This is a genomic window from Brevibacillus laterosporus (assembly GCF_030489605.1).
GTDB lineage: Bacteria > Bacillota > Bacilli > Brevibacillales > Brevibacillaceae > Brevibacillus_B > Brevibacillus_B laterosporus_E.
This window is the reverse complement of the sequence record NZ_JAUKFY010000005.1, coordinates 157489-183927: the sequence shown is the minus strand read 5'-3', so window position 1 is coordinate 183927 and position 26439 is coordinate 157489. Positions and strand designations below refer to the sequence as shown.

20 protein-coding genes and 1 riboswitch are annotated in these 26439 nt (G+C 39.9%); of the genes, 5 read left to right on the top strand and 15 right to left on the bottom strand.

Annotated elements, in window-relative coordinates; all coding sequences use genetic code 11:
* Nucleotides 1-113: 113 nt before the first annotated feature.
* The 7 genes from QZ995_RS08035 to QZ995_RS08005 form a co-directional block, all read right to left on the bottom strand.
* Nucleotides 114-317 carry a heavy-metal-associated domain-containing protein gene (locus QZ995_RS08035; RefSeq protein WP_301805274.1) on the bottom strand — a complete coding sequence of 68 codons (204 nt, stop codon included), beginning with the start codon at nucleotides 315-317 and terminating at the stop codon, nucleotides 114-116.
* 110 nt (nucleotides 318-427) lie between these two features.
* A complete protein-coding gene (locus tag QZ995_RS08030) occupies nucleotides 428-1621 on the bottom strand; it encodes a multidrug effflux MFS transporter (protein ID WP_301805272.1) in 1194 nt (397 codons plus the stop codon).
* Between the two features lie 212 nt (nucleotides 1622-1833).
* Complete coding sequence (locus QZ995_RS08025; protein ID WP_301805270.1) at nucleotides 1834-3060, bottom strand: L,D-transpeptidase; 1227 nt, start codon at nucleotides 3058-3060, stop codon at nucleotides 1834-1836.
* 140 nt (nucleotides 3061-3200) lie between these two features.
* Nucleotides 3201-4229 carry an AI-2E family transporter gene (locus QZ995_RS08020; RefSeq protein WP_301805268.1) on the bottom strand — a complete coding sequence of 343 codons (1029 nt, stop codon included), beginning with the start codon at nucleotides 4227-4229 and terminating at the stop codon, nucleotides 3201-3203.
* Nucleotides 4230-4386: 157 nt separating this feature from the next.
* Entirely contained in the window at nucleotides 4387-5103 is a 717-nt protein-coding gene (locus QZ995_RS08015; RefSeq protein WP_301805266.1) for an AAA family ATPase, read from the bottom strand.
* A gap of 182 nt (nucleotides 5104-5285) precedes the next feature.
* The gene (locus tag QZ995_RS08010; protein WP_301805263.1) at nucleotides 5286-6185 is read right to left on the bottom strand and encodes a DUF4097 family beta strand repeat-containing protein; all 900 of its coding nucleotides are present in this window, start codon (nucleotides 6183-6185) and stop codon (nucleotides 5286-5288) included.
* Nucleotides 6186-6567: 382 nt separating this feature from the next.
* The gene (locus tag QZ995_RS08005) at nucleotides 6568-7554 is read right to left on the bottom strand and encodes an ABC transporter substrate-binding protein (protein ID WP_301805261.1); all 987 of its coding nucleotides are present in this window, start codon (nucleotides 7552-7554) and stop codon (nucleotides 6568-6570) included.
* A 369-nt stretch (nucleotides 7555-7923) separates the two neighbouring features.
* On the opposite strand from QZ995_RS08005, the gene QZ995_RS08000 reads away from it, so the two are divergent.
* Entirely contained in the window at nucleotides 7924-9984 is a 2061-nt protein-coding gene (locus QZ995_RS08000) for a stalk domain-containing protein (RefSeq protein WP_301805259.1), read from the top strand.
* 228 nt (nucleotides 9985-10212) lie between these two features.
* Nucleotides 10213-11370, top strand: a complete 1158-nt coding sequence (locus QZ995_RS07995) for an FtsW/RodA/SpoVE family cell cycle protein (protein ID WP_301805256.1) — start codon at nucleotides 10213-10215, stop codon at nucleotides 11368-11370.
* Nucleotides 11371-11439: 69 nt separating this feature from the next.
* Here QZ995_RS07995 and QZ995_RS07990 read toward each other — a convergent pair whose 3' ends face one another.
* The 4 genes from QZ995_RS07990 to QZ995_RS07975 all read right to left on the bottom strand — a co-directional run bounded on the left by QZ995_RS07990 (nucleotide 11440) and on the right by QZ995_RS07975 (nucleotide 17859).
* A complete protein-coding gene (locus QZ995_RS07990) occupies nucleotides 11440-12972 on the bottom strand; it encodes a S8 family serine peptidase (RefSeq protein WP_301805253.1) in 1533 nt (510 codons plus the stop codon).
* A gap of 24 nt (nucleotides 12973-12996) precedes the next feature.
* Nucleotides 12997-13338: a hypothetical protein gene (locus QZ995_RS07985; protein WP_301805250.1), complete on the bottom strand. Its 342-nt coding sequence runs from the start codon at nucleotides 13336-13338 to the stop codon at nucleotides 12997-12999.
* A 475-nt stretch (nucleotides 13339-13813) separates the two neighbouring features.
* Complete coding sequence (locus tag QZ995_RS07980; protein WP_301805247.1) at nucleotides 13814-15754, bottom strand: PTS fructose transporter subunit IIABC; 1941 nt, start codon at nucleotides 15752-15754, stop codon at nucleotides 13814-13816.
* 143 nt (nucleotides 15755-15897) lie between these two features.
* Nucleotides 15898-17859: a BglG family transcription antiterminator gene (locus QZ995_RS07975; protein WP_301805245.1), complete on the bottom strand. Its 1962-nt coding sequence runs from the start codon at nucleotides 17857-17859 to the stop codon at nucleotides 15898-15900.
* Nucleotides 17860-18492: 633 nt separating this feature from the next.
* On the opposite strand from QZ995_RS07975, the gene QZ995_RS07970 reads away from it, so the two are divergent.
* Nucleotides 18493-19218 carry an AzlC family ABC transporter permease gene (locus QZ995_RS07970; protein ID WP_301805242.1) on the top strand — a complete coding sequence of 242 codons (726 nt, stop codon included), beginning with the start codon at nucleotides 18493-18495 and terminating at the stop codon, nucleotides 19216-19218.
* Nucleotides 19215-19547 (top strand): AzlD domain-containing protein, encoded by a 333-nt coding sequence (locus QZ995_RS07965; protein ID WP_003337960.1) that lies wholly within the window; start codon nucleotides 19215-19217, stop codon nucleotides 19545-19547. Before QZ995_RS07970 ends, QZ995_RS07965 begins: the two co-directional genes overlap by 4 nt.
* 98 nt (nucleotides 19548-19645) lie before the next feature.
* Here QZ995_RS07965 and pepT read toward each other — a convergent pair whose 3' ends face one another.
* Nucleotides 19646-20878 carry a peptidase T gene (gene pepT, locus QZ995_RS07960; RefSeq protein WP_301805239.1) on the bottom strand — a complete coding sequence of 411 codons (1233 nt, stop codon included), beginning with the start codon at nucleotides 20876-20878 and terminating at the stop codon, nucleotides 19646-19648.
* 361 nt (nucleotides 20879-21239) lie between these two features.
* Nucleotides 21240-21345, top strand: a riboswitch (SAM riboswitch).
* 97 nt (nucleotides 21346-21442) lie between these two features.
* Here pepT and QZ995_RS07955 point away from each other — a divergent pair.
* Nucleotides 21443-22792: a Na+/H+ antiporter NhaC family protein gene (locus tag QZ995_RS07955; protein WP_301805236.1), complete on the top strand. Its 1350-nt coding sequence runs from the start codon at nucleotides 21443-21445 to the stop codon at nucleotides 22790-22792.
* 304 nt (nucleotides 22793-23096) lie between these two features.
* On the opposite strand, the gene QZ995_RS07950 is transcribed toward QZ995_RS07955, so the two are convergent.
* The 3 genes from QZ995_RS07950 to QZ995_RS07940 all read right to left on the bottom strand — a co-directional run bounded on the left by QZ995_RS07950 (nucleotide 23097) and on the right by QZ995_RS07940 (nucleotide 26211).
* Nucleotides 23097-24056: an ABC transporter substrate-binding protein gene (locus QZ995_RS07950; RefSeq protein ID WP_301805233.1), complete on the bottom strand. Its 960-nt coding sequence runs from the start codon at nucleotides 24054-24056 to the stop codon at nucleotides 23097-23099.
* A gap of 92 nt (nucleotides 24057-24148) precedes the next feature.
* Complete coding sequence (locus QZ995_RS07945; RefSeq protein ID WP_301805231.1) at nucleotides 24149-25168, bottom strand: FecCD family ABC transporter permease; 1020 nt, start codon at nucleotides 25166-25168, stop codon at nucleotides 24149-24151.
* Nucleotides 25165-26211: a FecCD family ABC transporter permease gene (locus QZ995_RS07940; RefSeq protein WP_301805228.1), complete on the bottom strand. Its 1047-nt coding sequence runs from the start codon at nucleotides 26209-26211 to the stop codon at nucleotides 25165-25167. Before QZ995_RS07940 ends, QZ995_RS07945 begins: the two co-directional genes overlap by 4 nt.
* Nucleotides 26212-26439: the final 228 nt, after the last annotated feature.

Here is a 26439-nt window from a genome sequence, read left to right as displayed (position 1 = left end):
CTTCTGTGAAGCAAGGGCCCTTCAATACAAAGATTAGCTTTTCTTGGATCTTCTTATCATACTATAAAAAATCACTGTACCGCGATAACCCTGTTTCAGTCGCTTTCGCTGTCTTAGACTACCTTATATCCCAATTTCTCTACATGTTCTTTTAAAAGGATGCTTTCTAGGCTATTGGAGTCATGCTCTATTTCTACTTGCTTTTGAACCAGGTCTACCTGAACTTTTTTAGCACCTAATGCCTTGCAAGCTTGTTCAATCTTTGCTGCACAGCTCTTGCAAGACATTCCTTCTACATGCAAAACTGTTTTTATCATCTTGATATCTCTCCTTACCAGCATTTTAAGTTTATAATACTATACCCCCCTATCCTATGTAAATAGTAAAAAAGAAAGACCTACATGATTGTAGGCCCTTCTTTCGTTTTTTATCTAATCGTATTCGATGGAATCATCAGCTTGTAGCTGACAATTATCATGACCAAAGCCAGTAAAAGAAAGTACATTGGCATAGGCAGCAGCATTCCATTATGAAGATAGCTCATCCCTGTCGTAATAAAACTAACGAGAAAGTAGTAGCTTAGTCCAAATATAGCACCTGCTGTACCTTGCGTATCATGATAATTTACCAATGCTAAGCTTAAACAATTCGGTATAGCCATTCCAATCCCCATCAAAAGTATAAAAACACAACCAACAAGCAATACCAATGACAGGATGGACGAATCCAAACCAATAAGCACCAGAGCGGTTAGGCTCCCGGCACCCAATGCCGTTACAAGCGATCCTACATAAATAATCCGCTCGGCTGAAAACTTCTGTAGCAATTTCTTTGAAAGCAATGCACCAAGTATGGACGCTAAAGCTACAAAAACACCAAAAAATCCAAACACGCCTGGTGTCATATGAAAAAACTCCATGTAAATAAAAGGAGCTTCTGCATAGTAACTGAACAAAATTCCATTCGTTATTCCAATCAGCAAGCCAAACAACCAGACTCTTTTATCACGAGCCATACGTTTAGCTACCAAACTCACACTACTTTTGGAAGTTACAGACAATTTTGTCTCAGGTAATGCCTTACATGTGTAAACAAAAACAAGCGCCCCCATAACAACAAGGGTAAAGAAAACAGCCCGGAATCCTAAAGCCTGATCAATAAATCCTCCCAGCAAGGGGCCAATCGCGGGAGTAAAAGCAAGCGCAGCAGAAATCTGAGCAAACACAGCATGACGTCTAACCCCGTCTATGCTTTCACGGAGAATTGCTTGCGTCACCACAGAGCCAGTACTTGCTCCAAAGGCCTGAATACATCTACTGATTAATAGCCACTCAACTGCATTTGACAGATAGCAACCCAGACTGCCAGCTCCATATATAAATATGCCCCATAGCATTGCTGGCCGTCTTCCAAATACATCAGATAGCCTTCCCCAAAAGAAAACACCTAGGGCAAAGCCAAAGAAATAAAGGCTTAATGTCAATTGAATAATATTGCTACTAACTCCAAGCGCCTGTGAAATATCAGGTAAAGAAGGTGTATATATCGTTTCACTAATTTGCGGAAAGCCTACAAGAATAATAAATAGTAGCAGTGACGGTGTTGAGATTTTTTTGGTCATACCGATTCCCCCTATCATGTGCAAATCTCAAAACTCTGCACATAACGATTACGGAATAGGGGGTTTACACTTACTTAATCTAGTAAATGAAAGCATTTCTATCACCATACTTTTAATAGGGGGAGTCAAACCTTTACCAAAGATAATAGCATAGGTGATACCGGTCCTCAACCTTGGTCACGCTATTCCAGCTATTTTGGCTATGCCACTGCTTATCCACGCCAGTGATAGAATTTTTTTGACTTCTCATCTGATCTTCCGGGAAGTAAATACGGCTTTCCGCTTCCTGGGAGGCCCATTGCTGATGATGTTTTCAGCTTTGTCTTACCAATATGTACTTTCGTTCCTAATGGGACTAAGCTATACAATTCTTCCACATCACGGTTAAACAGCCGAATGCAGCCTTTAGACACTGCTTTGCCGATAGAAGAAGGGTCATTCGTCCCGTGGATAGCATAATCGGGATTACTCAATGCTAGAGCACGCGTTCCATATACTTTAGTTGCTGATCTAGGCTTATTTACCTTTAATGCAATGTTAAAATCCCCTACAGGTGTCTGGTTGCGAGTTCCTAACGCCACTGGGTAGGAGCGCAATACATAGGAACCACTAACCACATGCAGTCGAAATTCAGGAATCGAGATATTAATCTCAATCGGTTGAAGCCCTTTCGCTATCAGATGCAGCCCCTTTGCCCCTACTACCTGCTCCATACTTTCCCAAGGCCTTTGCGGTTGAAAGGCGGCCGGGTTGTAAATCCAGCCTTTGTGAGCGCCCGCTGGAGGTGCAGGGATTTGGGACAAATAATTATTAGGAGATGCTTGCACCAATTGATTAAGCTGCTTTGGAAGCGTATGTGTTCGAAGATAGTAATGATAAAGTGCTGTCCGTAAAGATAATAATCCTAGTAAAGAATGCTGCTGTTCATCGATCCTTTTTTTGATGGATGCCACAAGCTGTTGACTATTACATGCACACTGTTCATCCGTCATCGGAAACCACTCCCCGGCAGCATTCGTAATCCCAAGAACCTGTTCTGGGGTGTAAAAAGGCAGTGCCTTATACACTGGGAGTTGGTTATTAGGCGGTACTACGATGACTAAAGGAGATTCCTGTCCTGTCTGCTGTACGTCTTGAAACAACGGGACTAAAGAGCTGGAAAGTTGCGTTTTGATCAAATCCTCATTCGCCCCTTTTGGCAGCTGCGGTCCCGCAATAACAACCAACGGACGCTTTTGCAAAAGTGATGCAATTGAATCCGTATGCAGCGTCTTTTGTTCAACAGTAGACAAGAGTTTATCGGAGTTAAGTGAATTAGTTGTAAATTGATCCGAATTCACCAGTTTTCCTTTTATAATCTCCGAACCTCCTAAGAAAAGGGTCGTAACATACATGAACAGAATGACTAGAAAGATTACAATCCTCCGTTCGTTTACCATGTGTGCCTCCTTCCTCTTTTCGGAGCCAGCAATCTAAAATTCTCTTCTTTTATGTAACGACAAATATTGGCTTTTCTATGAGTAAAAAGCCTAACGCTCCTTTCCACTAGGAAACACGTTAGGCTTTTTGTCTGTACAAATCACTGCTTTTCCATAAATCTAATTTCAAGTAAATCCAGCAGGAATATGAAGATCGGAATCCCCAGTATTAGTCCCCACACCCCGATAAAGTGTTCTGAAATAATCAATACGGCAAATGTGACAAAGATCGGTAACTTGGTTTTGGACGACATCAGCTTAGGATTAAGCAAATAAGCTTCGATAGCATGCAATACAGTAATCATGATAAGTACATAGATAATCTTGATAAAGCCCCCGATACTAAAGGCGATAGCACACAGTGGGATCAATGAAATAATGACACCTGCCACCGGAATCAGGCCAAGTACGAAAATCATGATTCCTAATGCAAATAGATGCGGAAAATCCATAATCCATAAGGCAATTATTGACATGATGCAGTTAACCAAGGAGATCATAAATTGTACTTCAATTACTTTTCCAAAGGACTGCGTAAACTTATTGCCAAAGTAACGAAAATCCTCATAGAAATAAGATAGCTTGCTTGTTCTTACTTTCGAGGTTAAAAAGAAAATCTTTTCTTTTTCCAGCAGGAAGAAGAGACTTAAAATCATGGCAATCACAAAATTGATACCTAGCTTACTTGCATTGGTAACAACACCAACTAAAAATTCCATCCCATTATTCACATAGCTTGCCAGGTTAATCTTTTGCAACGACTCTACCATGAATTCCAGAATTAAATTATCCACTGGAATAATCGGTTTCTCATAAAAAGCAATCACTTGCTGTACAAGCGGCGATAATTCAGTAATCACACTCGGTAAAAATCGTAGTAACCCAATGACAATCAGTGAAATAAACACTGCATACTGAAGAATCAATGTGATTTTCTTCAGTATCTTTCGCTCGATGCTCAGCCGACGAACAAGAAAATGATGCAATTCATTCATCAAAAAGGTAATGATAAAAAAGAGCAAAATCATGTTCATCATACTTCGAAACACGTAGACAAATGCAACTAAGATAAGTAATACAATAATTTTTTTCATGATTGTACTTTTAAATACTTCTTTTAGAGAGGTCATATAAGGGTTTCGTGCTCCTTTATGTTGGTATATCTTAATACGTTTAATAACGTAATCAGGTTTCAAATGAAGGTAAGCATATTAGTAAAGTAACATGTTAGTGAATCCAAGTCCATTTTTTTCCTCTCTATCTCATTACATGCTGATAAAAATATAATTATTCATCCTCATCACGAAATAACTCTGCAAGCATTGCCTCTCTATTTTCCAAAAACCGTTTCGTAATCTGATAGTGCAATGTTTGCTCATAGCTAGTCGTCGAAATAGGAGATTGGTCAAAGTTATAAATTTGTGCTTCTGGAAATGCTAGTAGTATCGGAGAGTGTGTAGCAATAATAAATTGTGCTGATTTCTCTAGATCTTTCATTAAACGTAATAAGGAAAGCTGTCGTGCAGGCGACAAGGCCGCTTCAGGCTCGTCCAGTAAATAAATGGCTTTGTGACCAAACCGATTGCGAAAAAGAGACAGAAACGATTCACCGTGTGACTGAGCATGTAAGGAACGTCCGCCGTAGCTACCCGTGCCATCTATACTGTCTATGTGACTAGCAAACTGATAGAAGGTTTCTGCCCGCAAAAAAAAACCATTCGTAATCTTAGGTAGCCACGATAGTTGAATATACTCTGCTAAAGGGGCATCGGAAGCATCCACTTCATAGTAATTATGTCTGCCCCCACCCGCTGTATGGAAATCGCATTGATAAGCAATGGCTTCCAGCAAAGTAGATTTTCCCGATCCATTCTCACCTACAAAAAAAGTGATATTTTTATCAAACGATAAACTCTCTAGGTTTTGGAGTGCAGGAATCGAAAAGGGGTACTCCTTACGATTAGGGTATTTTTCTGTTAGCAGCCTCACTTGGCGAAGATACACGTTCTATCCCCTCCTATCTAAGAATCCTTGCTTATTTAAAAACCTGTATTCGTTTATTTAAACCCCGATTTGAATAAAAGCTTCTCTTTATTATACAACATCGTGTAGGACCCTAACGTTGCTTTTTTGTAAACTTACACTTTTTTTGCTTCTCTTTGTGTAGCTTTATTGTCTCCTTTTACCTATCGTTGCATAAATGCGATATCTCCAGAGGTTGTTTGAACGTGAACGGTACGTTTGACCTCTTTCCCATTCGTGGCCTCTACGCTATCATTTGAGATACTATTGAAGCGGAACCCTTCTAGATTGGTCTGAATCTCTCCAGAGGATGTCTTTGCTATAAGCCGAGTATCTGCAGGTTGTTTAGTCGTAACGATATCAATATTTCCACTGGATGCTTCCAAGGTTAGATCGTGCGCCACTTCAGCCATGTTTAGATCAATGTTTCCCGAGGTACTTTTTGCTTTTATCTCTCCAGTTGCTTCTTGTACGTCTATGTTTCCCGAGGTAGATTCAAATATAGAATACGTAGCTATAAGCCGGGAGATTTCCACATTTCCTGAAGTAACCTGAATATCATTCTTTTTACTTTCAAGCTGTTTAATCTCTATGTTCCCGGATGTACTGGATGCTACAAATTCTTGGGTCAGCACATCGCCCGCCGTGATATGACCTGAAGTGCTACTAAGCTTCATTTTTTCCCACGTTTTTTGGGGAAGCGAGATAGTCAAGCCTTTGTCATTCATGCTAAAATCAAGGCTAAACCAAGTCCGGGGGCGTATGGTTGCAATCAGGAGCTTGTCATTCTCCTCTCTCACTTGCAGCTCTGTATTTCTGGTACCCAACCATCCAGATGCCTCGTTCAAACGAATCTTTATGTAATCACCATGACTTGGAACAATATGAATATCCTCACTAGCACTATCCACTATAAGTTGTTTGAATTGTGTATCCTCGATTGTCTTTTCGGTAGTTGTACTTGCTGCTTTTTGTCCATTAATTCCCCCCTGTAAAACCCAGCCTACACACCCAATGACACCTATTATAATAAACAGTACGCCTACGATAGCTGATTTTCTCACCTGAACCCTCTCCTATTTACCTTCTAGACACTAAATTAGCCAGATGTCGTTAAGAAGCCACATGTTTTGACCTTACAATCGCACTATTCAGCAATTTTTTCACTCCTCAATGTGTTTTTGACACCAGTAGCAAACATTTTTCACTCTGAAACCAACTGTTGCCTGTACAGCACAACAACTTCTCTTAGCATGTACCAGCTGATTACTTTTGAAGCTATCCCCCTTCTTTCTATGTCTTCTCTCATTATAAATGAAAAAAACCGAATAACGGACAGATTACTGTCTATTATTCGGAGAAATTAGTGTTATGTCTTGAATTATTTATTACTTTTCCTTCTGCAGAATTGCCTTACTTATCTGTTGGTTTTCTTTTACTTATTGCTTATTTCTTATTCTTACTTTCAATTAAATCAACAATGATATCCAACTGCTTCTCCAAATTCAATCCATCTGTCATCCAAAACTTTTTTGAATCAATCATGTATACATGATTATGTTTTACTGCCTCTAGATTTTTCCAGATTGGACTGTTCATGATTTCCTTTGCACGCTCGGCTCCACCGTCTGGTTCATATACGCTGATAAACATGTGATCAGCAGCATAATCAGGCAAAAGCTCTATGGAAATATCCTTCCCTTGACGAGTAGGGAGAATCTCTTGTTTCACTTTCTCTGCCGGCTTTAACTCAAACATTTCCATCAGATTGTAGCCAGCGTCACGTGTTTTTGGCCACACCCAGAAATTTTTGGCCCAGATTGAATAGCTCCCTACTGTTTCATTTGATCCAATGATGCCTTTTACTTTTTCTTTAGCCGCTTTAGCTTTTTCGTTATAACGAGTAATAAATGCTTCTGCTTCCGTTTCTTTTCCTAACAGCCTTCCAAAAGTACGAACTTCCTCAATTGGGTCAGTACCTTCAAGTGTTCCCGAAGGTAAAGAAACCGTCGGGGCAATTTTTTTCAACTGCTCTGTCATTTCCAAAGGCAAATAGGTTGGTACAATGATTAAATCAGGATTCAGCTGCATCACTTTCTCAATGGAAACATCCCCTACATTTTCCACGCCTTCCAGCTCTTTAGACAGCAATACAGAATTCTCTAAGGCAATTGATCCAGCTCCTACTGGTTTTACACCCAGCGCTGCCAGATCACCTAAAAAAGTAATGCTGACGATACGCTCTGGATGAGTGGGAATTTCGATTTCTCCCGTAGCATCTTTAAAGATCTTTGTCTTTTTTTCTGCAGAAGAATTACCCTCGTTATTTGGCTGCGACACGTTGTTTGATGTCGTATTGCAAGCACTAACCATCAAAGCCAGAAGCAGCATCATTATAATCGGCATGAAGCCTCGTTGTTTGAAATGCAGCATGTTCATCCTCCAATACGTAAGTCAGATTGTTACACAGAAACTCATGATTTTGATAACGATTATCAACCATTTCTTCAGTCCACATTTTAACTTTCTATTAAAAAGAAGTCTATATTAAATTTTGCCGTGTGGTAGAAAGTGAGTACCTCGCTCCCTTTTAATGAAAGAACACATTTGAGCAAAAAAATGGCGAATTTTTCTCAAATTCTGTGTAACTTATTCCCTTCTCCAACGTCTCTATTTACGATTACCAAAAATATGCTTTGGGGTTACCAACGACTTCCCTTTGTTTTGCCCTGCTTTATGGCTTAAAGAGGGAGTAGGTTGCTGTCTACAGGCAAAATTTTATGGATATTCAGGAGGAAAACAATGAGGAAACAAATGAAAAAAAGCGCATTCTTACTGCTAGCCACAACTCTGGCAATCACACCCCTACTCTCTGTGCCACAAGGTGCTTATGCTGTATCTGATTTAAGTATCGACGCCAAGAGCACCAAAGCAGGTGAGAAAACTACTTATACGATAGAGTTTAAACCAGATAAAAAACTATCTAAAGGTAGTAAAATCACGGTAGATTTTGATTCCAAATTTGACTTGGACAAAGTTGATAAAGATTCTGTTCAAGTAAATGGTGATGATGCAGATGAAGTTAAAATTAAAAACGGTAGAATAACATTTGAACTGGATGAAGCCATCTCTAAAGGAAAAAAAGTCAAAATTACCATAAAAGATGTCATCAACCCTGATAAGGCTGACGATTACAAAATCTCCGTCGATGATGGCGACAGTGAAGATGATGAAAAAATCGAGATCACAAAAGGCTCTTCCAGTAAAAGCGGCAGTGAAAAAAATGCCTTCTCTGTGTCTTTAGGCAGTAGCTACTCAGATGAAAAGACCTCTATTGAGCTATCTAAATTTACTTTAGAAGACAAATTGGACGATTCAAAATATATTGAGGTTATTTTCCCTGAATCTAGCATGGTTCCAAGCAGACTTAGCACAGACGATGTAGAAATTAACGGTCACACTCCGAAAGAGGTCAGCGTCTCTGGCAAAACGGTAAAAATTAAACCGAGCTCCAAGGACAATGATGAGAAAAAACTTGAGATTTCATTCAAAAAAGGGGCTGGCTTTAAAACTCCATCCTCCAGCTCTTCCTATAAAATTGAAGTTGAGTATAAAAACACGACCTATACATCAAAAGAATTTGATGTAAAGAAGGGCTCTTCTTCCGTTAACAGCGACTATAGTGTTTCCCTGTCAGACAGCTCGGTTGGCGCACGTACAACTGTATCCATGGAATTAAGATTAAAAGAAGACCTACGATACGGTAACGATATTTATATCGAATTCCCGTCCCAAGATATGCTACCTGGTTACATGTCTGCTGCATCGGCAACAATTAATGGTACACAGGTTAGCTCTGCAAATGTTTCTGGACGCACGATTTCTCTAAGAACACCGAGTAATTTCTCTAGCACTGATAAAATACGGATCGATTTTAAAATGGAAGCCTTTATTAAGAACCCAACAACGTCAGGCAGCTATGAATTGGCTGTAAAGCATAATGATGTTACCTATCGTTCAAAATCTTTTACTGTTTCAGGTACTTCCGTAACACCTACGAATCCAACATATCCAACTAATCCGACTAATCCTACTCCAACCCCAGTGCCAGTGAATAACAGCACTGCTACGGTAAAATTGAGTAAGCCGAATCCAAATGCGATTTCAGGTATGACAGTTGGAATTAAAGCGCTGGGAGTTGGACTCAATACAAATGATTTTATTGAAGTAGCGATGCCAACTTCTTTCCGTGTACCTACTACGATCCCAACCAATACAGTGACAGTAAATGGTGCGTATCCTAGCTATGTAGGCACTCGTGGTCAGAATCTGGTTATCTATCCATCGCTTGCTATTCCAGCAGGTCAAGCAGTAAGTGTAACCATCAATGAAAATGCTAAACTTCAAACACCGGCAGCATCCAATGTTTACAATATTGGGGTTTATACATCAGAGGAAAGAAATCCACTGTTCATTCGTCAAGTGATGGTAGGTGCCCAAAACGGGATTAGCTTCAAAGTTGGTACAGCTTCCTATAAATCCCAAGGGAAAACCTTCCCATTAACTGCAGCACCGCAAACTGTGAATGGAAACACAATGGTACCAGCTACTTTTATTCGTGACGGGCTGAAAGTAAGCACATCCTACACAAAAACAGGTGCTACTGTTAAAAGCGGCAACACAACCATGGTATTTAAAGTTGGATCAAAGATTGTTTCTATCAATGGTAAAAATTACACCATGACAGATGCTGTTCAATTGAAAAACAATATCCCAATGCTGCCAATACGTACAATTACAGACAATTTACGTTTTAACATGTCTTGGGATGAAGCATCCTCTAGCGTCGTTATTTTTAAATAAGAAAAAGGCACTTGCGAAGCTCCCCTTTGCAAGTGCTTTTTTTGATAAAATTCATAATGGTACCTGCGGTATGCCTCTATCCTCGTGGGATGACAAGACGTTGATAACAAGAATGTTTTTCAGAAGCTGTTACCTCACGCCTACGTGATTCGTAATATAATATGAGCCTAAATGATCATTGCAGATTCATTCAAGGCTCATACTTATTTGAAACCAGAGGACTTTTACATGAACATGATTTTCAAACATCTGAAAAAACTAGACTGGCTCATCATGTTGATCCTAGCTATTTTTCTCACTACTAGTCTTCTCTTTATTTATAGTAGTCAGCAAACGGGTCAATACGGACAGACAAACTTCGTCGGAAAACAAACCATATACTATGTCATTGGTTTTGCTCTCATGCTCTATGTTTCTATTTTAGATATGGAACAGATTAAGAAATTGTCTTGGGTTTTTTATGTTTTTTGTCTGCTTTGTATTATCATTCTTAAATTTTCTCCGGAAAAAATTGCACCTGTACTTAATGGGGCAAAGCGATGGTTTTCCTTGCCTGGAATAGGTTCCATTCAACCATCAGAGTTCTTAAAGGTTGCTATTATCCTTTTAGCTAGTTATCTGGTAATGGAGCATCAAAAAAAGCATATTCTGAAAACCATTGGAAGCGATCTGTTATTAATTGCCAAATTACTAGGTATTACCCTGCTTCCCTCTATTTTAGTGTATACCCAGCCAGATACTGGAATGGTTATTCTATATTTGGTTTCCATAATAGCAATTATGTTCCTTTCCCAGCTGCAAACGAAATTAATCCTAACACTCTCATTAATTCCCGCCTTTCTGGTATCCTTTTTGCTGTATTTGTATTTTGAATTCCCTGATGTGTTCAGAACCTATGTCCTTTCACTCTTTAGTGGCCACAGACAACAGAGGATTTTAGGATGGCTCGATCCCTCTACCTTTAAAGATGAAGGCTATCAATCCATGCAGAGCCTGTTAGCAATTGGCTCTGGAGGACTGGAAGGAAAAGGGATTGGACAAGGAAACGTTTATATTCCTGAAAAACATTCTGATTTTATTTTTGCAACAATTGGAGAAGAAGGCGGGTATATCATTGCGGTGCTGATTGTTTCACTCTTCTTTATTCTTATGTATCGTGTGATAAAAATCGGGAATGAATCAAATGATATATTTTGTGCCTGCGTATGCTCCGGAATTGTAGCGGTTCTCACCTTTCAAACCTTTCAAAACATTGGAATGACCATTGGATTAATGCCAGTAAAAGGAATAGCCCTGCCATTCTTATCTTATGGTGGCAGTTCGCTCCTTTCTAATATGCTATTTATTGGAATTGTGTTATCTATGCGCAGACAGTATAGGAGATAGAGTAAAATAACAACAGGAAAGAGGCTATCCGATCGCACTCAGAGATAGCCTCTTTTCCTTCATTTACTCCTAATGTACATTTCTTACCATTTGAACTGCTTTTTCGGCATTCGCCAATCCACTTCCTGTAGCTACATCTTTTCCAGGACGTGCAGGCTGATGCTGTGCGTTATGTCCCTCTGTAATATCGATCGCTGTATTCATCAAGGTTTCTTTCATCCTTTGTGGCGTAAGAGACGGATTTGCCTGTTTTAATAAGGCGCAAATCCCCGCTAACTGTGGTGCTGCAGCAGATGTTCCGCTGAATCTCGCCCAGCCGTCTTGAGGTTGTGTACCATCGACTAATGTGCCACCAGATCTTGGATCAATACGTGCTTCTTCAACATCCAGCTCGTCTTCAGGCTCAACTGGAAGCATAATATACTGAGCCCGAGGCTGCATTCCTACTAAGCCGCATACATCAGGAACCTTTCTTCCTGGAAAAAGAGGACTTTCAAATCCACTTGCATAGTCTGATGCTCTCATGCTCCCATCACTGTTCACAAAAACTCCCCCTGCAGAAATTACATCTGGATGCTGTCCCGGGAATCCAAAATGTCCATTTCCAGCAGAAAAGACTACCGTAACACCTTGAGAAACAGCATTGGCAATTGCGGCTGAGAGCGTTCTCTCTGCTGCTGACAAAGGCCGGTGTTCCCGTATATCGAAGCCCCAGCTACATGAAATGATGTCTGGTCTCAACTCCAGTGCTTTATTGAAATCTCCTGTAGCATTAACAACTGCAGAAGTAAAGGAAAATCCCCCCTGTTTGACCATGGTAAAATTCACATCTGGTGCGACTGCAAAAATATTGGCTGATTCACCTGTTCCATGACCGCTCTCATCATGAGCTGGATTTTGAGCACCAGGGGCTAGCACAACTTGATTTGCTTGATATCCTCTTTGAACAAAGTAAGGGTGTCGAAACCACCCGCTGTCTACCATGACAACATGAACACCACGGCCTGTAATACCGGTAGCTTGAACACGATCGGCTTTTAGTAATCGTGCAACATCATCTGGGACATTCAGATAAAACCCTTCCACGCTTGGCGGCATTGCAGAAGGCGTACTTTCAAAAGGGGTAGCGTGTTCCAATGTAGCTATTGAACTATCGCCTAATGAAAAATAATAGACAGGTTCATTTATAGCCACCCCTTCCAATACATCAGCTAAATCGCTATTTGAAGTATCAATCAGACCAGATAATTTTGTTGTTGGATCATCTAATATCGTTGCCGTACTCTTTTTTCCAAATTTCAGTACTTCACGTTCTTCCGGAACAATCTTTGTATGAAATACCTTCTCATATGTCTCAGGCGAGGCTGCTATATTTATAGTTGCAGCTCCAATATGTAAAACTTCAAATCCGGCATTTTTTAGCTTCTCGATTGCCTTGTCAATTAATTCTGGCTTGTTTAAATAACGAGATACGTTTTCGTGAGTGATTGGTTCTGATGAATCGAAAATCGACTCTCCTTCAATAGAATGTACAGAAGCCTCAGCAAAGATAATGGGCGGTAGGGCTGAGGTCGTTTGATTGTTCGTAAGATGCTCTGACATAGCTTACTTCCCTCCTAATGAAGTTCATGGAAAATAAATCGGTTTTTTCTCTGGAAATACAATGCTTTCCACAAGCTGCTCCATGTGCTTTGGTATCATTGGTGAGCCCTTTTCCCAGCCTTCACCAAGCAACCTAGCAAACTGGTCTCTTGTACCGTGCACTGTTAAGGTAATCCCAGATGATACAACCGCAAATCCTTCTGCTTCAAACAACTTTTTGGCCTCTGAAATTGTCTCGGGTGTAGGTCTAATTTGATCTATATTTTCTGCGGTAATCGGAGTATCGATTGTCATGAGGGATTTATTATTACGGGATTTCAATACTGCCTCAGCAGAAACAGTCTGATCAGATAATTGAATGCTCATACAAGCCTCCACCATATAGGATATAATTATTTTGACAATCTTTTGGCATAAGCATACTTGTAAATTTATAACAAATGGATTTCTTTATTTATCCCCGATTTTCATAAGGAAGAATTATGTTCTAAAGCCTTACCCATTTTACACATAGCTTCATTCATTTCCCGAGCTGATTGGAAAATGGAACAACACGTAAGCACCACCCTCTATTGTATTGAGGTTCAACTGTCCCGGCATGTTTCATAGTCAGCAATATAACAATGTACAAGCCAACCAGCATGTCCCTTACGCTGTGGTTCTAATCGTCCTTCCTGATAAAATTTATCGAATAAAAAAGAATAGAACTGCTCAATCTGACTTCTTTTCTACGTTTAGGATGGAAAAGAAAAGGCAAGGCCCTCTCCCCTTAGATAAGGAGAGAAGGCCTTAATTGAAGCTTGTATTTATATGAGTTATCCCCGGATGCTAGAATAGCTTATTATTCAATAGACCCCAATAGCTGATAGGCCTCTTCCTTTGTTTTAATTGACAATAGCTGTTCTCTAAAGCCTTCGTCCATGAGCTTTCGAGATAGCATTTGAAGAATTTTCAAGTGTTCATTTCCTTCACTCTCTTTTGGAACTGCGATCATAAAAATCAGCTTTGCATCAGACCCATCAAGACTGTTCCAATTTACTCCGTCACGTTTAAGCCCAAACACCACGCTTGTTTTTTGGACGGTCTCTGATTTTCCATGAGGAATAGCAATGTTCATACCAATTCCTGTGGAGCTTTCTTGTTCACGGCTTAGTATCGCCTGCTTGAACTCGGAAGCAGAACGGATTGCTCCTGCACGATTTAACTTGTGGATCATTTCATCAATGACCTCATCGCGCGTTGCACCTGCTACATCTACATCTATTAATTCTAAGCTAGTAATATCAGTTAATTTTTTAATTTCAACAGGCTCTGCTTTTCTTTCTTCCTTGGGAAGGCTTTGCTTGGCTGTTGAGTCTGCTACTGCTTGTGTAGCAGGAGTTTTTCCTTTTTGTATATCTTTTTTTAAGATATTGACCAATACTGCTGTTACAATCGCACCTACAATAACTGCGACGAAGAACATCAATACATTATCAACAGCACCAAGTACTGCAACAATTGGTCCACCATGTGCTACTTTATCTCCAACATGTCCCACCATGGCAATAACCGAACCTACGATGGAACCGATCATGATACTTGGAATAACGCGGAATGGGTCCTGAGCTGCGAACGGAATAGCTCCTTCTGTAATCCCAAATAACCCCATTGTAAATGTCGCTTTCCCTGCTTCTCGTTCTGCATCCTGATATTTTTTCTTATTGATAAAAGTAGCTAGCCCCATGCCAATCGGAGGGATACAGATCGCTACCGCAACCGCTCCCATGATATCATAGTTTCCCTCTGCAATCATGGCAGAACCAAACAAGAAAGCAACTTTATTAACAGGCCCACCCATATCAAAGGAAATCATAGCACCTAGTATAATGGCTAAGAGAATAGAGCTTGTGCCTTGCATACCTGATAACCACGCTGTTAAAGCTTCAAATACCTGTGCGATAGGCGATCCAATCACATACACAAACACCAGACCTACAATCAGAGAAGCAAATACCGGAATGATAATGATCGGCATAATAGGCTGAATAGCTTTGGGAACTTTCATACTTTTAATCCCTAACGCTACATAACCTGCTAAGAAACCTGCAATAATACCACCAATAAAGCCGGCTCCGGCTTCACTTCCATAGAAGCTCCCATTCGCGGCAATTAATCCACCAATCATACCAGGAGCAAGACCTGGTCGATCGGCAATACTAAAGGCAATAAAACCAGCAAGAATAGGAACCATGAAGGTGAAGGAGGCTGCGCCAAGCTTTTCGATTGTCTTCCAGAATGAAGCATCTGGAATAACCAAACCACTAGGTGTTTTTTCTCCACCAAGTGTCAAAGCAATGGCGATTAATAATCCGCCGATAACAATGAATGGAACCATGTACGATACGCCGCTCATCAAATGACGATAAAATGAGTTTTGCTTATCAGCTTTCTCATTAGTCTTGTTCTCTACCGCGTTGGCTTGACCCTGATAGACAGGTACCTCTCCACTTGATACTAAATGGATTAGCTCTTCGGGTTTACGTATACCATCCTGAACCCCAACAAGTAATACCTTCTTCCCAATGAAGCGATCCTTGTCGACCGTTTTATCAGCAGCAATAATGATACCATCCGCTTCACGTATTTCCTGTTCTGTAAATTTATTTTCTACTCCAATCGAGCCCTGTGTTTCAACTTTCATTTGAACACCTAATTTATCAGCAGCTTTTTGGAGATTTTCTGCCGCCATATACGTATGGGCAATTCCATTAGGACATGAAGTAATCGCTAAGAGTCTCATCACTAATCCCCCTTTATCTATTTCGAAATCGCTTACATATACTATACTGCGAAATCGATCAGACAAAAGTTTAGTTTTTTTCCGTAGTTTCCGGAAAAACGGATTTTATTTTCCTTGGAGTAGGCAAAGCAAAATGAGAGGATTTATTTGCTGTGATGAAAATGAGATAGAAATTGCATGTTATCTGTTTCCTTTATAAGCGTTTGAATAAAAGCCGGCTGTTCACTGATAAACGATAATTCCCGGAATAGCTGCCGTGTATCCTCTTGGTCGTCATTCTTTACTGCCAGCATGAATACGAGTGATACCTTTTCTGATCCCCACTCAATTGGTTCCTTCAATGTAGCAATTGCAATAGCTGAATGTCTAATCAATTTGGGATTACCATGTGGAATAGCTACACCTGAACCAATATTAGTCGATGACATTCTTTCCCGGGTAATAGCATTATGCGTATATTCCTTCTCCACAAATCCCTTTTCATGTAAAACAGTTGCAAGCATTTCAATCAACTCATAGCGATGCTCAGCATCCTGATGTAAAAAAACTAAAAAAGGAGTGGTAAACTTCAAAAGCACAGATTCTTTGGGTGTCTGTTGCAAAGGTTCATTCAGTTGTGTAATAAAATTCTCTAGTCTTTTTTCTTCCGCAGCCTCTAATAACGGAGAAATAACAATATATGGGATGTTTACTTCAGGCAGTGAAACTGTAGATATAACAAAGTCTACGTCATGATTGGCAAGATATTCTTTTACATCAGCCTTAGCTAAACACGCTACAATATGAATGGAAATAAATTTCCGTTCGAGCTTTGTTCGCAACAGTTGAGACATCCCAATCCCCATATGACAAACAATGACAACATTCTTTGTTTTTTCCCGATTACTATGAAATCGTTCAATGGATGCTTGAAAATGTAACACAAGATAAGCTGCTTCCTCCTCAGGGATAGAAAGAGAGAGCGATTGGTAGACCTCTTCTAATACACAAAGCACCATATCAAACATATACGGATACATTCTCTTGATATCACTAAGCATCGGATTCGATACAGGAAGACCGTAAGTAAGGCGATTTAAAGTTGTATATAAATGAACCTTCAAGCCATCCAGTAAGGCTTGGTCATTCATAAAGTCAATCATATTAAATTCAGACATGCGCGCAATCAATAGTGACAAAAGCTGAGCGAGAACAGGATTATTCTCAGTAAAATCATCTATTTTCAATGGTTCCTCATTCTTTTGCTGATAACGAATTTTACCGCCCAAAATGTGTAAGGCCAAGTAAGTGATTTCAACCTCGGCAAACTTTACTGCAAAAATAGATTCTAGTGATGTAAGAAATTCAGCAGTCCATTCATATTCTTTTTTATCTTGTAGAAGGGTTCTTTCTTTCTCTGAGAGAGTAATAGGCTGTTTAAGCTTCGTTCGCCTAATCATCAGCAGAACATGTACAATCAATCCCTCCAGCGTTTCATCCGTAAAAAAGAAGGAATGTCGCTTTTGGAGCTGTTTTAACTCATTTTTGACAATCTCAACCTCATGGGATGAAAACTGCTCCTTAATAAATGAGTCACTAAGCTGAGAATTATTGGTCAATTGTGATAATCGGGCTAATGCTGTTCTTTTGGCTTTTTCGTTCCCTTCAATCATTAGACCTACCTTTTGCTTAGAGATTAATGTAAGTCCCCAAACGTTTAGCCACTTTTCGATTTTGTCCAAACTTTTCTTGATGACCGCTTTGTTGACAAAATATTTGGAAGCAAGCTCCTGAACTGTTACGGGCTTTACATTCATAACCAACTGATAAGCTATTTCAAGAATCATTTTTTCATCAGATTCATATTTGATTGGATGGTTCACCATGTGTAATTTGTGAAATAAGTTCGCTTTTTCATGCTCTTCTATCTCTAGGAAAACCCCTAACCCCGGTTTCCGGATTAAGGTGGCAGTTGAATGCTCTCTAAGGTAGTCCTGTATCCTTTTAAAATCATTGCGAATAGTCTTCTCCGAGCAGCCTACCTTTTCTGCAATCTCTTGTACTAATACATGCTGGTCGGATTGTGTTAATAGAATACGCAAGATCTCTATTTGTCTCGCATTCATTTGTAATTCACCTGCTTATCTGCTAACAATCGTATATACGTTATCTATCGGATTTAACACCACTTTTTATACCATAGAATTGGTGAAAATACTATATACCGCGTTAGCAATAGCCATACAAAAAAACAACCATCTGCCTTTGTTCTTTTCGCAGAACTATAGTTTCCAGCTATCTCTTCTTTATTGGGAGAGTGTTGTTATATAGTAGCTGTAGGATACTAGCTTGCATGGGTGCATGAGAGTGCAAAAATCCCCATTGTGATCAGCATGGGTGATAATTAGATGAGCCCGATTAGCAAATAATTTTTTGTAACATTAGCAAGCAAGGTCAATCCAAGAACCAAAGTGCTGTAAGCAATCGCGGCTTTTATTCCTTTCATTTTCTTGATGAATCCTTCCTTTCCAGCTCTACGAACACGATTCATCATAAATAGAAAATCTCAAGAATTTATAAAGTAAGAACAAAACGTGGATAGTTTTACAATTTTTTTATATAATAGTTGCTAATTTTAAATATGCTTGATAAAATGTAATTTTTAACAAAACCAAAATGTTGTTTTAGTGTTTTTAAAGTCATAACCCCCCTTCCATAGTTAGGGGACAATATACTGCAAAGGAGTGGTTACACTGGAAATGAATATAGGAAGAGAAACTGGAGTGGAGGAAGCTAATGCCCCTACATTCCGCCAAGGCGTTAAGGATTGTATCCCTACCTTATTAGGCTACATTAGCATTGGACTAGCAGCTGGAGTAATTGGTGTTTCTTCTCATTTGAGCATTTTAGAAATTACATTGTTATCGGCTTTGGTATATGCCGGGTCAGCTCAATTTATCATTTGTGCCCTATTAGCAGCGAATAGTCCCTACTCAGCCATTATTGTAACTACTTTTATTGTAAACCTACGCAACTTTTTACTAAGCGCAACTCTGGCTCCCTCTTTTACCAAATATTCTTTATTAAAAAACATCGGAATTGGCGCACTGGTGACAGATGAATCGTTCGGTGTTGCTATTAATAAGATTACAAAGGGAGAGAAGATAAACGACCGCTGGATGAATGGTCTAAATCTTACCGCTTATATCATTTGGATCTTATCGTGTATGCTAGGAGCAATTCTTGGGAAATGGATTACAAATCCAATGGTATTTGGACTGGATTTTGCTTTAACAGCAATGTTTGTAGCCTTGCTTGTTCTGCAATTGCAATCTATGGAGCCTTCAAAGCTCAAGCATTCTCTCAGCCTTGTTGTATATATGATCATAGCTATGCTGGTTTTATCCTTTCTTGTTCCTTCGCACGTTGCAGTAATTTTAGCGACGGTCATTGTAGCTACTATTGGGGTGGTGACAGATAAATGAGCCTTAATCTATCAATTCTCCTTCTCATACTCGGTTGTACATTTGTAACAGTAATACCGCGTATTCTGCCATTTTTAGTGGTTCGTAACTTGCAATTGCCTGCCCCTGTACTTAAATGGCTTTCTTTTATACCTATTTGTATTCTCACAGCCCTCGTTGTGGAGAGTGTCATTGATAAAAGCAGTGATTCAATCGGAGTAAATTGGCTAACTCTCATTGCGATTGTTCCTACTCTCTTATTAGCTTTGCGGACGAAAAGCCTTGCGATTACTGTCATTTTCGGCGTTATTTTGATGGGATTATTAAGATTATGTAGCACGTATCTATAAACAAAATCCCCTTGCTCAACAGTAAACAATCCATGCGTGCATGAACTTCATTCATTGTTGACTCCAAGGGGATTTGATTTCTTTTTAGCTTGCTATCATCATGCTTTTTCTTCAAACAACCGGGCTATCTCTACAATAACATGAACAGCTTTTTCCATATTATCTACAGAAACATATTCGAATTTACCGTGATAATTTTCCCCACCAGTAAAAATATTTGGCGTTGGCAGACCCATATATGATAATTGAGAGCCATCCGTACCACCTCGGATCGGGCTGATTACCGGCTCGATATCGAGGTTTTTCATCGCTTCATGGGCAATGTCAACAACTTCCTTAACCGGTTCAATTTTGTCACGCATGTTATAGTATTGATCATTGAGTTCAAAGCTGATATTTTCTTCGCCGTATTTCTCCTGCATCTTTTTCACGATGCTTGTTACTTTCTCTTTTTTGGCATTAAAATTATCTTTATCAAAATCTCTAATAATGTATTGAGATTTACTTTGTTCGACATCACCGTTTATTGAACTAAGATGGTAAAAGCCCTCATAGCCCTCTGTGTACTCTGGTGCCTCTTCCTCAGGAAGTTGTGCATGGAATTCCATTGCTAGCTTACTGGCGTTTAGCATTTTATTTTTGGCTGTTCCAGGATGCGTGCTAACTCCCCTAAAAGTAAGCTTGAGCTCTGCGGCATTAAAGCTTTCATACTCCAAGCCGCCTAGTGGTCCCCCGTCCATTGTGTACGCAAATTTTGCACCAAAAGCTGCCACATCAAAATGAGCCGGCCCTCTGCTGATTTCTTCGTCAGGAGTGAATGCCACCCTAATTTTCCCATGTTTAATTTCCGGATGCTTTAGCAAATAATCCATTGCGGTCATAATTTCAGTGATACCCGCTTTATCATCTGCTCCAAGCAAGGTTGTCCCATCGGTCGTAATCAATGTGTGACCTTTGTAGGACGGTAGCTCTGGAAATAATTCCGGTGATAAAACAACGCCCAGTTCTTTATTTAGCGTAATGGCTTTACCGTCAAAATTTTCGTGAACCTGCGGATTAACATTTTTGCCTGTAAAATCCGTGGCAGTATCCAGATGGGATAAAAAGCCGATCACTGGAACTTGCTTATCCGTATTTGCAGGGAGTGTCGCCATGACATATCCATTTGCATCCATCGCAACCTCTGAAAGTCCCATCGCCTTTAGTTCTTCAACTAGCAATTTACCCAGCTCTAGCTGCCCTGGTGTTGACGGAACTGTCTGGCTCTGGGCATTGGATTGTGTATCAATCTTTACATATCTTGTAAAACGTTCTATGATATCCTGCTTCACTTAAATTCACTCCCTTTTTCATTACATCTTTTTTTATTATACTGCTTGATGGGCGATATTTCCATTTGGTACTCCTATTGCTGTTCTATCAACTGGAATGGGGATTACCGGATTGCCTGCGAGTACAAACCGTTCTATCTTAGGATTAGTCCTCTATATTCGGTTTTTAGGCTATTTACAATCATGAGTAAAAGCTGAAGAGAAACAATTACTGAAGAATCTATTGATGATAAAAAATAGAGCTAGGCAGTAGTATCTATCCTCAGCATAATTTAAGTTGCACTAAAAAATATTTGACATTTTTCTCTGAAAAGAGTAAAGTAGAAAAAGCTTAAGCAACCGAGAATAAAATTATGAAACCTTCTTATCAAGAGAGGCGGAGGGACTGGCCCTTTGATGCCTCGGCAGCGGACTCGTATTCAGAGTGCTGTGCCAAATCCAGCAAGCTTGTGCTTGAAAGATGAGAAGAGTGATTCTTATATCCCATATAAGACCTCTTCTCACAAGAAGAGGTCTTCTTCATTTTTTCTCAGAAAAAGTTTCGAAATAGAGAGGGTGTTATTGATGAATCAGACAAAAGGAAGTGCGTTGGCATTATTGCCGCTTGGTATATTTTTAGCACTGTTCATTGGTTCTGGAATTATTACTGGAGATTTTTATCAGCTGCCAATCATAGTTGCTATTTTGATCGCTAGTACGGTTGCATTAGTCATGAACCGAAAAGATAGCTTTACCACAAAGGTAGAACGATTTGCTAAAGGGGCAGGCAATCCAAATATCGTTATCATGTTATTAATCTTTGTATTAGCTGGTGCGTTTTCTCAAACAGCTAAAGGAATGGGCAGTGTTGAAGCTACCGTAAACCTAGCCCTTTCCGTTTTGCCTCAGGGTCTTCTAGTTGTTGGTTTATTTGTAATCGGATCATTTATTTCACTAGCAATGGGGACATCCATGGGGACTATTGCTGCATTAGCTCCAATTGCCGTAGGAATCAGCCAACAAACTGATATCTCTGTTGCATTCACAATGGCTACTGTTGTCGGAGGAGCTATGTTCGGAGATAATTTATCATTTATTTCTGATACGACAATTGCTGCGGTACGTACGCAAGGAACAGAAATGAAAGATAAATTCAAAACCAACTTTTTAATTGTATTACCAGCCGCCATTTTGACATGCGTCCTATTAATCGTGCTTACTTTGGGAAGTCATACAAATGTTACAGTTGGAACCTTCAATTGGGTTAAAGTGTTACCTTATGCAGGAGTGCTGCTTGCGGCCTTGCTTGGCTGGAATGTTCTTGTGGTTCTAATGGGAGGAACTGTTTTATCAGGCGCCATCGGAATGATAGATGGAAGCTACACACTTGCCACATTCTTCAAAAATGTGACGCTAGGGATTAGTGGAATGATGGAGCTTGTTTTGCTCACCATGCTCATTGGCGGAATGATTGAGATTATTCAACATAATGGCGGGATTCAATATCTATTACATGTATTGACGCGTAATATTCGCTCAAAAAAAGGCGCAGAATTTAGTATTGCTGGTCTTGTGAGCCTGACAAACATGTGTACAGCTAATAATACAATCGCTATTATTTTCGCAGGTCCACTTGCTAAAAATATTTCAGATCAATATGAAATCGATCCAAGAAAATCTGCAAGTTTACTAGATTTATTTTCGTGCAGCGTACAAGGGATCATTCCTTACGGAGCCCAAATGTTAACTGCAGCAGGATTTGCTGCGCTCTCACCAATCGAACTATTGCCATTTGCTTTTTATCCACTGCTAGTTGCTGTTTGCGGCATCGTGTCAATCGTGATTAATTTCCCACGTTTTTCATCTAATGCCAAAAAAGCTAGTATCATAAAACCTCTGAATGAGAAAGAAGAAGCCCTGTACAAGACATCTTAGCGGTTATTCACCTTGCATAGATAACAATTCACACCAATTATGCTATTCATTTCAGAATATCGTTATAATGAATGTCAGGAAAATGAAATATGTAGAATGAAAAAAGCGGTAGGCATAACCTACTGCTTTTTTCTATTGGTCAATAAGACCGATCATATTTTGATTCACTATCTTTCTTCATTCTTGTTGCTCTCACAACGAGTTCTTTCATGATGAAATCTAAAAAGCTACCTTCCATAAAGGAAAGGCAGCTTTACGTTCTAGCACAACTTTTTATCGTGCTTCATTGAATGAAATAAACTCTTTAGTTCTTTTTTTTTAAAACAAGATCACGAACCATTTCAATCGCTTTCTCTTTTCCAAGCGGGAAGGTTCCAAGAGACCATGTAGGGTTATCTAGCATATAAACATGTCCATTTTTAACCGCTTTTAGCTTACCCCAAAGCTCTGATTTCTGCATATCGTCCAGCTTTTTCTGTGCCACAGCGAGATTGCTACCGTATAATCCTAAGAAAATATAGTCTGGATCAAACTTATACAGGTTTTCAAGCGATACGATTTCTACAAGCTTTTCTTTCGGAGCTCCTTCTGCCATAGGCAAGCCTAAATCAGTAAATAATACGTCTCCTAAAAGCGCCTTACCATAGATGCGATATTGGGAAGCGTTTGTAACATATAGAGCAAATGTTGCATCTTTCGATTGCTTTTTAATTTCATCCCCAATTTGTTTTGCTTTTGCATCGTATTGAGCAAGCCATTCGTTCATTTCCTTTTCTTTGCCTAAAATACTTGCCATTTCCGGGAATCTTTCACGCCAAGTGTAAAAGTCTCCTTCAAGCTGAACAGTTGGTGCAATTTGCGAAAGCTGGTCGTAAAGCTTTTCAGTGCGGTTGCTTGTAAGAATCAAATCCGGTTGTAAGGCCATTACATCTTCTACTTTAACTGAACTAGTTTCAACTAACGTTACTCCGTCAAGCTTTCCTTTTAGATAATCCGGCAAATCAGGTCCTGACGTAGACATCACAGGCTTGATCCCCATAATTAATAATTCTTCGGTTGCATAAGCAAGGTCAACAACACGTTTTGGATGTACAGGAATTTTCACTTCTCCGCGCGAGGTTTTTACCGTTTTAAACTCAGTTTCCCCTGCTTGTTGGGATGCTCCTTCCTGATTACCTGCTACTGAAGCCGATTCCTTCTGACTGCAGCCTGCAAAAACAAACAATAGTACAAAAATAATCATTACATTCATAAAGCGTTTCATAGATTAATCTCCTTTTTTATCGATAAGCACAATTAGAGGTGCCCTGCGAGTTACTACAAAATAACTCAAAAAAATATCGCATTAGTAGCTTGTTAGGTTTTCGTTTTCATTAAAAGATAGATGAAATAGGGCGCCCCCAGAACAGAGATTACGATCCCAACTGGAACTTCTGTACGCGTTAGTATATTACGTGCTACTAAATCGGCCAACAATAGCAGTAATGCCCCCACAAGCGTAGCAGTAGGGATGAGAAATTGATGCTTCGGTCCAACAAGTTTGCGGGCGATATGCGGTGCAACAAGTCCGATAAACCCGATGCCTCCACCAGCCGCAACGCAAGCTCCAGCAAGTCCGGCACTTACAAAAATTAATTTTCCACGCTCTCGTTCTACTCTCATTCCAACACCAGTTGCTAATTCGTCGCCTAGATTAAGTACATTCAGATAGCGAGCTTTCCATATCGCATACGGTACAAGAATGAGAATCCATGGAAGTATGGCAATAACAAAGGTCCAACTGGTTCCCCACAGGCTACCTGCAAGCCAAACGGTGGCATACATGAAATTTGCAAATGCAAGCTTTAATGACACAACAGTATTTATCGCACCGATTCCTGCCGACACTGCTATCCCTACTAGAATTAAGCGAATTGGGGTAATCCCTCGCTTCCAAGCAAGCATAAAGATAAGCAATGAGGTTACACCGGCTCCAATTAAAGCAACTATCGGAATCATCATAACAGGCAAAACATTCTTAATATCCTTTGTTTCGAATGCAAAATACATGAACAACACTACAGCTAATCCAGCTCCTGCGTTAATCCCCAGGATACCCGGGTCTGCCAATGCATTTCGAGATAAACCCTGTAAAATTACACCGGAAACCGCAAGCCCACTGCCAATGAGCAAAGCAATGACCAAACGTGGCATGCGAAATTGAAAGAGTACAGTTTCTTGCTGACGTGTTCCACCATTAAACAACGTCTCCCATACTTCTATTGGGGAAATAGGAATTGAACCTGAATTCAAGCTAATTAAGATTACTGTAATAATCATAGCAACAAGCAATCCCATGATGAGAGGCGCGCGTTTGTATAGAATTGATTGCATCATAAACTCCTTCCTTCCCTGCGAGCCATGTAAAGGAAGAACGGTACACCGATTACAGCTGTAACAGTACCGATTGGTGTTTCATATGGTGAGTTGAACCATCTTGCTGCAATATCTGCAAAGGTAACGAGTACACCGCCAAAAACTGCCGAGCAAGGTATGATCAACCGATAATCAACCCCAACAATCGAACGCATGATATGGGGAATAATCAATCCTACAAACCCAACTCCCCCTGCGACAGATACTGCTGCCCCTGTCATGAACAATACGATTATCGTGCAGCATGTCTTAATCAACATGGTTCGTTGCCCTAGTCCAATAGCTACGTCTTCGCCAAAACTAAGAACCGTTACATAGCGCGACAGCATAATCGACAATAGAAGGCAAACGACACTAACCGGCAAAATCATGCCAATTGCATCCCATCGCACCATTGTTAAACCGCCCGCTGCAAAAAAACTCATATCCTGAGCGATTTTAAAATAAATCGCTAGTCCAGTTGATAGAGCACCAAATAGAGTGCTTACTGCTGTACCAGCCAAAACGAGCTTAACTGGTGACATCCCTCCCGGTGACAGCGCACTGATAGCGTAAACAACCATGACCCCAACCGCAGCTCCACTAAAAGAATAAATAACCATTTCAAAATAATTAATTGCTGGGAAGAGAATCATAGCGATCGCAATCGCCAGACCCGATCCTTGTGAAAGGCCCATAATGGAAGGTGTTGCTAATGGATTACGAGTGATTCCCTGCATTATGGATCCAGATACCGCAAGGCAAGCGCCGACAAAAATGCCACTTAATGCTCTTGGCATTCGCAATTCGTATATGAGTAGATGTGCAGGTGAATCAGAGTTGAAAAAAAAGATCATATCCCATACTTCTCGGAACCCGACGTCTGCGGCACCATATGAAATAGACAGTAAAAATCCGAGCACCAGCAAAAAAACACCAATCGTGAGCATCATACTTGCAACCATAAAACGCGGTGCTTTATCTCCTGCTCTGGATAAAGAATGAGCCGCTCCTTCTTCTGACATCAGTATAACCACCTTTATGTACAATAAAAAATTGCAAAAAGCATTCAAAACACGATATTGATAATCATTATCATGTGTTGGCCAGTACTTATTTTAGCAAATATAACCTATATGTCAAGCGTGTTTATTGTTAATTAATCTATCAATTTAGATTTTGGCATATGAGAATCTTCCAGAATAAGTGTACGCCTCTGACCTAGATTGATGATTGTTCATAAGATCACTGCG